Origin of the sequence: Alterotamlana spongicola (assembly GCF_035818475.1) — a bacterium.
Lineage (GTDB): Bacteria > Bacteroidota > Bacteroidia > Flavobacteriales > Flavobacteriaceae > Cognatitamlana.
Map to the genome: position 1 here is coordinate 1106806 of NZ_JAYMGV010000001.1, position 12313 is coordinate 1119118.

13 protein-coding genes are annotated in these 12313 nt (G+C 34.0%); 9 read left to right on the forward strand and 4 right to left on the reverse strand.

Annotation, left to right across the window (positions count from 1 at the left end; genetic code table 11):
* The first annotated feature begins 74 nt into the window (after positions 1–74).
* The 7 genes from VOI54_RS04880 (at position 75) to VOI54_RS04910 (ending at position 6887) form a co-directional block, all read left to right on the forward strand.
* On the forward strand, positions 75–1547 hold the full coding sequence (locus tag VOI54_RS04880; RefSeq protein WP_326281596.1) for an oligosaccharide flippase family protein: 1473 nt from the start codon (positions 75–77) through the stop codon (positions 1545–1547).
* On the forward strand, positions 1537–1971 hold the full coding sequence (dut, locus tag VOI54_RS04885; RefSeq protein WP_326281597.1) for a dUTP diphosphatase: 435 nt from the start codon (positions 1537–1539) through the stop codon (positions 1969–1971). Before VOI54_RS04880 ends, dut begins: the two co-directional genes overlap by 11 nt.
* A 106-nt stretch (positions 1972–2077) precedes the next feature.
* On the forward strand, positions 2078–3097 hold the full coding sequence (locus VOI54_RS04890; protein WP_326281598.1) for a sugar nucleotidyltransferase: 1020 nt from the start codon (positions 2078–2080) through the stop codon (positions 3095–3097).
* 125 nt (positions 3098–3222) lie between these two features.
* A complete protein-coding gene (locus VOI54_RS04895; RefSeq protein ID WP_326281599.1) occupies positions 3223–3525 on the forward strand; it encodes an antibiotic biosynthesis monooxygenase family protein in 303 nt (100 codons plus the stop codon).
* Positions 3526–3529: 4 nt separating this feature from the next.
* The gene (locus tag VOI54_RS04900) at positions 3530–4891 is read left to right on the forward strand and encodes a tetratricopeptide repeat protein (RefSeq protein ID WP_326281600.1); all 1362 of its coding nucleotides are present in this window, start codon (positions 3530–3532) and stop codon (positions 4889–4891) included.
* Positions 4891–5658 (forward strand): lipoprotein insertase outer membrane protein LolB1, encoded by a 768-nt coding sequence (gene lolB1 / locus VOI54_RS04905; protein ID WP_326281601.1) that lies wholly within the window; start codon positions 4891–4893, stop codon positions 5656–5658. The genes VOI54_RS04900 and lolB1 overlap by 1 nt, the downstream gene beginning before the upstream one ends.
* Entirely contained in the window at positions 5658–6887 is a 1230-nt protein-coding gene (locus VOI54_RS04910; RefSeq protein ID WP_326281602.1) for a murein hydrolase activator EnvC family protein, read from the forward strand. The genes lolB1 and VOI54_RS04910 overlap by 1 nt, the downstream gene beginning before the upstream one ends.
* Positions 6888–7050: 163 nt before the next feature.
* Here VOI54_RS04910 and VOI54_RS04915 read toward each other — a convergent pair whose 3' ends face one another.
* Positions 7051–7560, reverse strand: a complete 510-nt coding sequence (locus VOI54_RS04915; protein ID WP_326281603.1) for an acyl-CoA thioesterase — start codon at positions 7558–7560, stop codon at positions 7051–7053.
* A 65-nt stretch (positions 7561–7625) separates the two neighbouring features.
* Entirely contained in the window at positions 7626–8987 is a 1362-nt protein-coding gene (locus VOI54_RS04920) for an HU domain-containing protein (RefSeq protein WP_326281604.1), read from the reverse strand.
* A 104-nt stretch (positions 8988–9091) separates the two neighbouring features.
* Between VOI54_RS04920 and dprA the strand changes: the two genes are divergently transcribed.
* Positions 9092–10195, forward strand: a complete 1104-nt coding sequence (dprA, locus tag VOI54_RS04925; RefSeq protein WP_326281605.1) for a DNA-processing protein DprA — start codon at positions 9092–9094, stop codon at positions 10193–10195.
* Between the two features lie 12 nt (positions 10196–10207).
* Here dprA and trpS read toward each other — a convergent pair whose 3' ends face one another.
* Together trpS and VOI54_RS04935 are read right to left on the reverse strand one after the other, a co-directional pair.
* Complete coding sequence (gene trpS / locus VOI54_RS04930; protein ID WP_326281606.1) at positions 10208–11176, reverse strand: tryptophan--tRNA ligase; 969 nt, start codon at positions 11174–11176, stop codon at positions 10208–10210.
* A gap of 87 nt (positions 11177–11263) precedes the next feature.
* Positions 11264–11506 carry a GlsB/YeaQ/YmgE family stress response membrane protein gene (locus tag VOI54_RS04935; protein WP_326281607.1) on the reverse strand — a complete coding sequence of 81 codons (243 nt, stop codon included), beginning with the start codon at positions 11504–11506 and terminating at the stop codon, positions 11264–11266.
* A gap of 67 nt (positions 11507–11573) precedes the next feature.
* Here VOI54_RS04935 and VOI54_RS04940 point away from each other — a divergent pair, with 67 nt between their 5' ends.
* Positions 11574–12311 (forward strand): lysophospholipid acyltransferase family protein, encoded by a 738-nt coding sequence (locus VOI54_RS04940; RefSeq protein ID WP_326281608.1) that lies wholly within the window; start codon positions 11574–11576, stop codon positions 12309–12311.
* Positions 12312–12313 lie beyond the last annotated feature (2 nt).

The following is a 12313-nucleotide window of genomic DNA, read 5'->3' on the forward strand; positions in this document are numbered from 1 at the left end:
TTCTAATACACAATAATTTATCTTTGGTTCACGTTTGCTAAAACCGTATTTTTAGCCATACAAATAGCCTTTCATTGAGCGGACTTAAAACATTATTTAAGCAAACATTTATTTATGGTCTAGCAACTGTTTTACCAAGAATGTTAAATGTCTTGTTGGTCAGATTGCATACCGATGAAAACGTATTGAAGTCTGTTGCTGATTACGGAGACGTATCTCTTATATTTTCCTATTTTGTACTGTTTAATGTTATTTTGGCCTATGGTATGGAAACGGCCTTTTTCAGATTTTTTAATCGGGAAGCAGATAAGGCTAAAGTTGTAGGAACATCATCAGTTTCTTTGATGGTGAGCTCAGCCATTTTTTTTGGTTTTGCAATGCTATTTCAAGAGCAGATAGCAAACATTACAAACATTAAAGCAGAATACATAAACCTGGTGATTTGGATCTTATTATTGGATGCTTTGGTCATTATACCATTTGCGTGGTTAAGAGCCAGGTCAAAACCTGTAAAATATGCTGTTATAAAAATTATAAACGTAGTTATTAACCTAGGGTTAAATTTATTTTTACTCCTGTGGTTAAAAGGCTTGGCAGATCAATGGTCTTTCTTTGATACCCTATATAGGCCAGATTTTGAAATAAATTACATTTTTATAGCTAATCTGGTAGCAAGTTTGGTAACCTTACTATTAATGCTGCCTTTTTATTTTAAGGTAACATATACCTTTGATAGGAAGCTTTGGAAGCAAATGATAAAGTATGCCTATCCAATACTCATTGCAGGCGTTGCATTTTCAATTAATGAAACATTTGATCGGATATTACTTGAAAGGCTTTTGCCGGCAGACATAGCAAAATCAGAAATAGGCATGTATTCAGCATGTTATAAGTTAGCGCTTTTCATGACTTTATTTGCCACGGCATACCGATTAGGAATTGAGCCTTTTTTCTTTAGTCATGCCAAATCAGAAAACCCGGAAAATAATTACGCAAGAATCCTGGAGTATTTTGTCATTTTTGGTTCGGTAATTTTACTGGCAGTAGTAGTGTTTGCAGATGTTTTAAAAGTCCTATTCATAGGAGATGAAGCTTATTGGGAGGCTATGTGGATAGTTCCGTTTATCTTACTGGCCAATTTTTGCCTAGGCATTTATCATAACCTGTCCGTTTGGTATAAAATTACCGATAGAACTAAATTTGGGGCCTATATATCCGTTTTTGGGGCATTATTAACCTTAAGCTTGAATTTATGGTTAATACCAATCATGAGCTATAAAGGTTCGGCAATTGCTACGTTAACAGCTTATGCAACTATGATGTTTTTATCCTTTTATTTTGGGCGAAAATATTACCCAATTCCATACAACCTTAAAAAGATTGGATTGTATCTAACCGTCTCTATTGCACTTTCAGCATTGTCTTTTTATCAATTTAGAGCCAATTATATAGTTGGAATATCTATGTTAGTTGTATTTTTGGGGATCGTTTATTATGCCGAACAGAACATATTAAAACAACTTTTAAAAAGAAAACATGCAAATTAAAATTATAAACAAATCCGGTCATGCCTTGCCGCATTATGAAACCATAGCATCTGCAGGAATGGATTTAAGGGCAAATCTATCAGAGTCAAGAGTTTTAAAGCCTCTAGGACGCAGTATTGTGGGCACAGGGCTCTTTATAGAACTTCCGGTAGGTTTAGAGGCTCAAGTGCGCCCAAGAAGTGGTCTGGCTGCTAAAAAAGGGATTACAGTACTCAATGCCCCGGGCACCATTGATGCCGATTATAGAGGAGAAATAGGTGTGATTTTGGTAAACCTGTCCAATGAGGACTTCACGGTTCAAAACGGAGAACGCATTGCCCAATTGGTTATTGCTAAACATGAGCGTGCAGAATGGCTTGAAGTAGGAGAACTTTCAGAAACCGATAGAGGCAAAGGTGGCTTTGGAAGTACAGGAACTAAATGATTAAGGCATTGATATTAGTAGTTTTAGATTTCAGAATACATTAAATATTTTTTATCTAAAGCAAACGTAATTAACAACTTAACAAAAAACGAATCAACTTTAAAAAATGAAAATAATAGTCCCAATGGCCGGGCGTGGTTCACGTTTACGCCCGCATAGTTTAACAGTACCAAAACCCTTAATTCCGGTTGCAGGTCAACCTATAGTGCATAGGTTGGTAAAAGATATAGCAAAAGTCTTAAAGCAACCCATTGATGAAATTGCTTTTGTTTTGGGAGATCCAGCATGGTTTGGAGATGATGTGGTAGCCAGTTTAGAAGATTTAGCATCAGGTTTAGGAGCTAAAGCATCTATTTACCGTCAAGATCAGCCACTAGGAACAGGTCATGCTATTATGTGTGCTAAGCCATCATTATCCGGACCGGCAGTTATTGCTTATGCTGATACGCTAATTAGAGCAGAATTTGATTTGGATCCGGTTGCAGATAGTGTTATTTGGACCAAACAGGTTGATAACCCAGAAGCGTATGGTGTGGTTAAATTAAATGCCAATAGTGAAATAGTTGAGCTAGTTGAAAAGCCGGAAACATTTGTAAGTGATCAAGCAGTAATAGGCATCTATTACTTTAAAGATGTAGCTGTTTTAAAAGAAAAATTACAAGAAATTCTTGATGAAAACGTTATGAATGGTGGAGAATATCAAATAAATGATGGTATTAAACGTATGATGGCGGAGGGCAAAGTTTTTAAAACAGGTACTGTTGATGAGTGGATGGATTGCGGAAATAAAGCCATTACCATTGAAACCAATCAGCGTATGTTAAGGTTTTTAAAAGCAGATGGAGATGAAGAACTGGTTTCCTCTTCAGCAAAGCTTGAAAATTCTAATATTATTGAACCCTGTTTTATAGGTGAAAATGTAGTGCTTAAAAATAGTACCATTGGACCACATGTGTCCATTGGAAAAGATAGTGTTATTGATAGCTCAACTGTTAAAAATAGTTTAATTCAAACCAATACCAGTATTAAAAATGCTAATTTAGATCATGCCATGATTGGCAATCATGTAAAATATAATGGTGAGTTTACCAGTATTAGTATTGGTGATTATTCTGTTTTGGAATAAGTTTTGACCTGTCATTCTGAACGATAATTTCAAAACCTTACAAATTTAGAATATTAGTTAATTGCTATTTTACACGACTGATAATATGAAACACCCCGCAACCTGATAAGATTTGTTAGTTGAGAATGTATATAGTACTATATAGCTTTGTTGTAAAATCTAATAGAGAAAAAGAGTTTGTTCAATCCTGGAAAGCATTAACAGAATTAATATATAAACATGAGGGGAGTTTAGGTTCAAGGTTACATAAGGAAGCTGACCAGCATTATATAGCATACGCACAGTGGCCTGATAAAAGTAAGTTTGAGAATTCAGGACATAATCTGCCAGATGAAGCTGAATTTTTTAGAAAATTAATGAGGGAATCTTGTAAAAAGATTGAAATAGTAAAGAAGCTGGAAGTCGTAGACGATAAATTAAGAGGATAATAGAATGATTAGAAAACATATTTGGTTTGTAGTTTTTTCTTTGGGACTGTTATTCCCACAGATAGATTATGCCCAGGTAGATTTTAATAAAAAACCGGATGATGACCTAGGGAATAATGAAGACGAGTTTCAAGAACTTTTTTATGAGGCTTTAAAGCAAAAAGGCATTGAAAATTATGATAGAACAGTAGAAGCTTTACAAAAATGTATTGCGTTAAATAAGACAGTTCCTGTCCTTTATTTTGAATTAGGGAAAAGTTATAATAAGCTTAAAAATTTTGGTTCTGCTGAAAATGCCTTAAAAAAAGCGGTTGATTTAGATCCTGATAATGAATGGTTTTTAGATGAGTTGTACGGGTTTTATGTTTCTCAAAATGAACATGGAAAAGCACTAAAAGCGGTTAAACAACTTGTTAAATACCATCCGGATTATAAAGAAGATTTGGCATCACTATATGTAAGAATGGAGCAGTATGACAATGCGTTAAAGCTTTTGGATGAATTAGATGCAGAGTTTGGTATTTCTGTTTCCCGGGATATTTTGCGCAATAAGGTTTATAAAATCACAGGAAGAACAAAAGATCAAATAAAGAATTTAGAAGAGCGTGTAGAAAATAACCCTGAGAAAGAGTCAAATTATCTGGCACTTATTTTCCGCTATAGCGAAAACAACGAAAAAGAAAAGGCTTTTGAAACAGCAAAAGAGCTGTTAAAGGTAAACCCTGATTCGCACTTGGTTCATTTGGCTTTATACAAGTTTTATTTAGATGATAATACCCCTGAAAAAGCTATAGAGTCAATGAAAATTGTGGTTAAAAGCCAGAAGATAAAGCCAGAGGCCAAACTAAAAGTATTAGCAGACTTTGTAGACTTTGTAGGTAAAAATCCTGAATATGAAGCAGATTTGGTTGAGGCTACCTCTGCAGTTGGAAATGTCAAGGATGGCAAAACAATTATAGAGTTAGGACAATATTATTTAGCTAAAAATGATAAAGCTAAAGCCTTAGAGTATTTTGAATCAGCTTTAAAATTAGAACCTAATAATTTTGGAATTTTACGAAACACCATGCTGTTGTATATAGATTTAGAAAAATTTGATTTAGCACAAAAGAAAAGCAATAATGCTCTTGAAAAGTATCCCTCGCAACCGCTATTTTATTTAGTGAACGGTGTCGCCCAAAATAAATTAAATCAGCCTAAAGGGGCTATTGAAGTTTTAGAAATGGGCTTAGATTATATCATTGATGATGCTAAAATGGAAGCCGATTTTTATTTGCAATTAAGTAAAGCATATGCATTGTTAAACAATACGGCAAAAGCAAAATCGTTTAGTGATAAGGCAAAACAAATACAAACCCCCAATTGATGCGTAAAAACACATATATATTTTTAAGCCTTGCAATGCTATTAATGTTTAATTGCAAGTCTGTAAAAACAGTTAAAGAAGGAGAAGCCAATTATAACTTATCTACCAGGCAATTAATCAAAGCAAATGCACAAAAAGAGGCTAATTTTAAAACATTGCAATCCAGATTAAAAATCACCTTTTCTCAAAACGGGAAGTCTCAAACACACTCTGTTAACTTTAGAGCTAAGAAGGACGAAGCATTATGGATAAATGCATCCTTTTCTGTAATTAGAGCTTTGGTAACACCTGAAAAAGTTAGTTTTTATAATAAACTGGATAACACTTACTTTGACGGGGATTATAAATATTTAAGCGAATTATTAGGTACAGAATTAGACTTTAATAAAGTTCAAAACCTGCTTATAGGAGAAACATTGTTCAACTTAAAATCAAGCGACTATACCGCTTCAGTAGATGAAGCCTCATATATTGTTCAACCTAAAGCGCAGCGCGAATTATTTGAAATATTTTTTTTACTGAACCCATCTAATTTCAAAGTGAAGTCACAGCGAATTTCACAACCATTAAAGCTCAGACATTTGCAAATTGATTATATAACATATCAGGAAATTAACGAACAAATTTTGCCTGAACAGATTAAAGTTATTGCAGTTGAAGCTAATGAAGAAACTATAATTAATTTGGAGTTTAAAGGGGTGTCTTTAAATGAAGATTTAAGATTTCCGTTTAAAATACCTTCAGGTTTTGAAAAAATAGAACTTTAATGTGCACTAACAAACATTTATATAAAGTTATATGTATTTCAGTTTTTCTGTTATGTGGGGTATTGGGCTTTTCACAAAGCACTAAGCAAAAACAATTAGAGTCCAGGCGCCAGGAATTGCGCAGAGAAATTCAAAAAATTAATGCCTTAAGAGCTGAAAATAAATCCAAAGAAAAATCAGAACTCTCTTTAATTGAAGATTTTAATTATAAAATCAATGTGTTGTCTAATTTGATAAAGGTAACTAACCAGCAGGCTAATTTACTCACTCGCGAAATTAATTCTAACCAAAAAAAAATAACTAGCTTAAGAGAAGAATTGGTGCAATTAAAGGAAGCTTATGCAGCAATGATAGTAAAATCTTATAAAAGTAAGAACCAGCAAAGCAGGATTATGTTTTTATTATCGTCTGAAGACTTTAAACAAGCCTATAAACGCCTGCAATACTTAAAACAATACTCGGACTATCAAAAGGAACAAGGACGAATTATAAAGGCTAAAACAGTTGAATTACAGGAAACAAATATGAGCTTGTTAAAACAAAAAGAAGAAAAAAATAAGCTCATTGCCGAAAATAAAGTCGTTCAAAAGTCATTGGAGTCTGAGCGTAAGCATCATGAAACATTAATGACAACCATTAAAAGGAATTTGTCGTTATACGCCTCTCAAATTAAACAAAAGCAACGTGAAGCAGATAGAATTGACAGAGAAATTGACCGTATTATAAAAGCGGCCATAGCAAAATCCAATAAGGCAGCAGGGAAAAAATCGAGTTCAAAAAGTTTTGCATTGACTGCAGAAGAAAAAGTTTTGGCCTCAAACTTTATAGCTAATAAAGGTAAATTGCCCTGGCCTGTAGAGCGAGGCGTTGTAAGATTAGGATATGGTACACAAAGACACCCTATAGATAGGTCATTAACTATTAAAAGTAACGGCGTTAGAATAGCAACAACAAAGGGAGCAAAGGTAAGAGCCGTATTTAACGGAGAGGTAAGCGAAATATTAAAAATGAAAAATGTGAATCCTATTGTGATGATTCGCCATGGTAATTACCTGACCATTTATAAAAACCTGTCGTCAGTTTATGTTAAAAAAGGAGATAAAGTAACCACCAAACAAGAGATAGGAGAGGTCTTTACCAATCCCAGCAATGGAGAAACTATCTTAAGTTTTACTATATCTAAAGGATTTACTACTGAAAATCCTAATGGTTGGATTTATAAAATGTAATACCTAATATTACGTCTTAAAAGGTTTAATTAGAGGATGTTTGCCTTTTTCAATGTGGCTTAGTATCCTATCATTCAGAGGGAGGTTATGACCGAAGAATCTGGATTTAGATAAGAGCCATTAAAAAAGGATGAGTTTAAACTGTTATCAAGCACCTCTTTAATTACTCAAACAGCGCCTTTAACTCACTGGCTTGTTCAGGCTTTATTTTCCCTGCCAGAAGCAAACTAAGTTGTTTTCTTCGTAAAGCCGCATCAAAACGTTCTTTTTCCAAATCTGTTTCAGGGATAACTTCAGGAACAGCTATAGGGCGTCCAGTTTCATCAACAGCTACAAAGGTATAAATAGCTTCATTGGCTTTGGTGCGTTCTCCGGACTCCCGATCTTCAATCCAAACATCAAGAAACACCTCCATAGAGGTTTTAAATGCGCGAGATACTTTGGCTTCTACAGTAACCACACTTCCCAGAGGAACAGCCCTGTTAAACGCTACATGATTTACTGATGCCGTAACTACAATGCGTCTTGAATGACGTCTCGCAGCAATACTTGCCGCACGATCCATACGAGCCAAAAGCTCCCCTCCAAATAAATTATTCAATGGATTGGTTTCACTGGGTAAAACCAAGTCGGTCATTATTGTTCTGGATTGTTCTGGTGTCTTTGCTTTCATCACGTTTTTTTGATGTGCAAAGGTACAGTGCTTTTAAATAGTAATAAACTAAAAGTGTTAATTTATTATTCTACCTTAACAATTGCCATTTTACCTCTATATGGTATGTTTGTACTTGAAAGCAGCGATTCCTGAGCAGTTTTCAAATTATCATGCCTTTCATGATAAATAAAATATTTGCTGCTTTTGCCGTGAAAGAAATAATTAGCGTCAGTCAATCCGGAAGCTTCTAAATCTTTTAAAAAAGAGTCTCTTTTTGAGATATCACTATAGGTGCCTAACACAATGTAATAGCCACTATACATGTTTTCAACATCTCTAATTATTTGAATAATATTTGGGGTTTCACTATAATCTAAATCAATAGTGGGTTCTGAAGCAAGATCAATTGATGGCTTGTCAGCTTTAACAGCAGGATTTATGGTCTCATCTATTTTTTGTTCTGACAATAGAGTGTCTGAAGACATTTTTAAAGACGTAGTTTGTATGTTTTCTTTGTCAGAGTCTATCTTAATCCAAGCCTCTTTGTTATGTGTTTTCCTGATAACACGAATGGCTTCTAAAGCGTCTTTACCGGTTTCATAGCTACCATAAACCACTTCGTATAAACCAGATTTATTAATTCCAATATTTCTTGCTTTATACCCAAGTTCTTTAAGTTGCTTCACTTTTTTAATTGAGTTTTCTTTTACCCTGAAAGCCCCGGCAACAATATGATAATTGCCTGCTTGTTTTGTGACATTTAAATTAATGGCAGGTAGCGGATTTAGGCTAAATGTGGCTTGTTGAATTTTAGCATCAAGTTGCTGCGTAGCTTCTTCAAGTGCAATCTGATTATGTGTTTCAATTTGATTTACATAATATTTTGATGCCGCAAAACCTCCCGATGTTAAAGCTATTAATGCAATAGCCGCATATTTTAAATATGGTTTCGATTTACGTTTTTCAGGAGTAACAGAAATAGGAATAACCTTTTCTATTTGCTCAACCTCTTCTTTATAAACCTCTCGGGTTACTGCAGGTGAAACAAATTGAGATAATCCAAAAGAATCTGTTAAATAATTGAGGTGATAAGTAGGTTCAAATAAAATTTTACCTTCTTTATTAAAAACAATCTCACCAATATTTTTAAAAGTAAGTGTTTCCCCTTGTGTCAAATAAGATTTTAATAGTTTAACACGCTTAGCAACTTTTTTACTAGCAACCTCAAAAGGAATTTTTTCCACATCAGCAATATATCGTGCTAATAATCCATCACTTTGCTGAATTTGCTCATTAAATGAGACGACTTTTTTAGGTGCGTGAAATGTATTTGAAATATCATCAATAGTTGCAGATACACGTTGGGTTAAAAAGGCTCCAAACTCAGGAATGGTAACGCACTCATATCTATAGAGTAAATCGCTAATGTAGGTTTCTAATTGCATAATATCAAAATTAAAAAATTATGCTTTTAATTAAAATTTAGACTTAACTATTTATTAACAGTTCAAAAATTCTTTTATTGTAGCTTAAAAATCAAATAGATAGCATGACAAAAAATGACTTGCTTTTTACATTAGCGTTACAACATGTTCCAAATATTGGAGATATTACGGCAAAAAGACTTATCTCCAATTGTGGTTCTGCTGAGGCTGTTTTAAAAGAAAAAAGACAAAACCTTCTTAAAATAGATGGTATAGGAACGGCTATTTTAAGCGAATTATTTAAGGCACACCATTTAAAAGAAGCTGAAAAAGAAATGGAGTTTATACAGGCCAATAGTATCAAGGTATCCTATTTTCAGGATAATGATTATCCTGAGAAATTAAAACACTGTATTGATGGGCCCATTTTGCTATTTTATTCCGGAAATATAAACCTGAACAATAAGCCCCTGATTAGTATTGTTGGTGCTAGAAAAATTACTACCAATGGTGCTGCTCTTTGTGAAAGTTTAATAGAAAAATTAAAACCCTATGATCCGGTTATTATTTCAGGCTTCGCTTACGGAACAGATATTACAGCACATAAAGCAGCGCTCAAGAATAATTTGCAAACTGTGGCGTGTTTAGCTCATGGATTAAATCAGATTTACCCAAAAGCACATAAAAAATATATAGTTGATATAGAGAAAAATGGGGGATTCTTCTCTGATTTTTGGAGTACTGATGCTTTTGACAAGAACAACTTTTTAAAGCGTAACAGAATTATTGCCGGATTAAGTGAAGCGACTATAGTTATAGAATCTGCCGAAAAGGGAGGTAGCTTGGTTACAGCTGATATTGCGAATTCTTATAATAGAGATGTATTTGCAATACCTGGTAGGGTAACTGATAGCCAAAGCGCAGGGTGTAATAATTTAATAAAGTACCAAAAAGCGCATATGTTGACAACCGCTTTGGATGTCCCATATATTTTAAACTGGAAATTAGAAGATAATAAAAAGCCTGCTGTTCAAAAAAAACTTTTTGTTGAACTGGATGAAACTGAAAAAGTGATTTATAATTATTTAAAGGAAAATGAAAAGCAACAATTGGATGTTGTAGCTATTCATTGTAACCTACCCATTTTTAAGGTAGCCAGTGTTTTATTGACTATGGAATTAAAAGGTGTTATAAGGCCATTACCGGGTAAGGTATTTGAGGTTATTTAACCTTTCTATGTTTCAATATCCAACCTTTTCTCTAACCCTTTTCAAAACATTATCAGCAACTAATTTTGCTTTTTCTGCCCCAATAGCTAAAGCTTTATCCACTTCGTCCAGATTATTCATATAATAGTTATAACGTTCACGTGGTTTTGCAAACTTTTCAATAATAAGTTCAAAAAGTGCTTGTTTTGCATGCCCATAGCCATAACCACCATTTTCATAATTGGCTTTCATGTTTTCAATCTGGGTACCATCAGCTAATAAGCTATAAATAGCAAAGCAGTTACAGGTATTCCAATCTTTTGGTTCTTCAAGCGGTGTACTATCCGTTTGAATACTCATAATCTGCTTACGTAATTTTTTATCGGGTAAGAATATATTAATAATGTTATTCCTGCTTTTACTCATTTTTTCACCATCAATACCAGGAATAAGCTTAGTGTTTTCTTGAATTTTGCCTTCCGGAAGCACAAATGTTTCACCTACTTTAGCATGAAAACGAGAAGCCACATCACGCGTCATTTCAATATGCTGTAATTGATCTTTTCCAACGGGGATTATATTGGCGTCATACATTAAAATATCAGCAGCCATAAGCATAGGATACGTAAACAATCCGGAATTTACATCTTCCAGTCTATCGGCCTTATCCTTAAAGCTATGTGCCAGTGTTAAGCGCTGGTATGGAAAAAAGCAACTTAAATACCATGTTAACTCTGTTACTTGTGGGATATCACTTTGCCTGTAAAAAACTGTTTTTTCAACATCCAGTCCAAAAGCCAACCAGGTTGCCGCAGTAGAGTATGTGTTGTCCCGTAATGTTGCAGCGTCTTTAATTTGTGTTAATGTATGCAAGTTTGCAATAAACAAGTAAGAATCGTTTTCCGGGTTTTCAGCCATTTTAATTGCTGGTAAAATTGCACCTAAAATGTTTCCTAAATGTGGTGTTCCTGTACTTTGTATGCCTGTAAGTATGCGTGCCATAAATTTTATATAAAGCGCAAATTTAAAGATAAGTTATGCAATAAAAAAAAGTGGCATATGCCACTTTTATAAAAATGTAGATATGCTTTATTTTTTAAATAAACCGGCAACAAATAGAATGGCACAGGCTCCAATGGCTCCGGTTATTATATCTCCTAAAACCCCACCAAAAAGTGAAATGTTAAGTATACCAAACAACCAATTACCAACAATACCGCCAATAATACCGATAACAATATTTAAAAGGAGTCCAAAACCGCCTCCTTTCATAAGTTTTCCAGCTAACCATCCGGCAATTGCGCCAATTAACAATGCATAAAGTAAACCCATAATTCTTATAATTTTAAAGTTATTATGTTTTAAAGATAATCAATTTATAATAGTATTTTTGAAGCGCATGAAAATTGTTAAATACATATTTTGGACGTTATACCGCATTTGGTTTTATATTTTGGTAGGCCTGCCAATTCTGATTATGTTCCCGGTGCTTCTTATTTCAATTTCAAAAGAGTCATGGTATTCCTTCTTTTTTAAAATTGCGCGCCTTTGGGCCAAATTTATTCTAATAGGTATGGGGTTTGCTTATCAGGTTGAGCGAAATCAAACCCCTGAACAAGAAAAGAGCTATATGTTTATAGCAAATCATACCTCAATGACAGATATTATGCTTATGCTGGTATCAGTTAAAAACCCTTTTGTTTTTGTTGGGAAAGCTGAATTAGCTAAAATCCCATTATTTGGGTTCTTTTATAAGCGTACCTGTATTTTGGTAGATAGAAATTCGGCAAAGAGTAGACAAGCCGTTTTTTTAAGAGCACAACGCCGGTTACAATCCGGTTTAAGTATTTGTATTTTTCCGGAGGGAGGTGTGCCTGAAGAGCATATTGAATTAGATGATTTTAAGGATGGTGCTTTTAGGTTGGCAATAAATCATCAAATACCTATTGTGCCTTTAACTTTTGCAGATAATAAAAAGCGTTTGTCATATACGTTTTTTAGCGGAGGGCCCGGAAAAATGCGTGCTAAGGTTCATAAGTTTATATCTACAGAAGGGCTAACCGTTGATGATACAAAATTTTTAAATGATAAGTCGCGGGAAGTTATTCTAAATCAATTGCAATTATTTAATAAATAAAA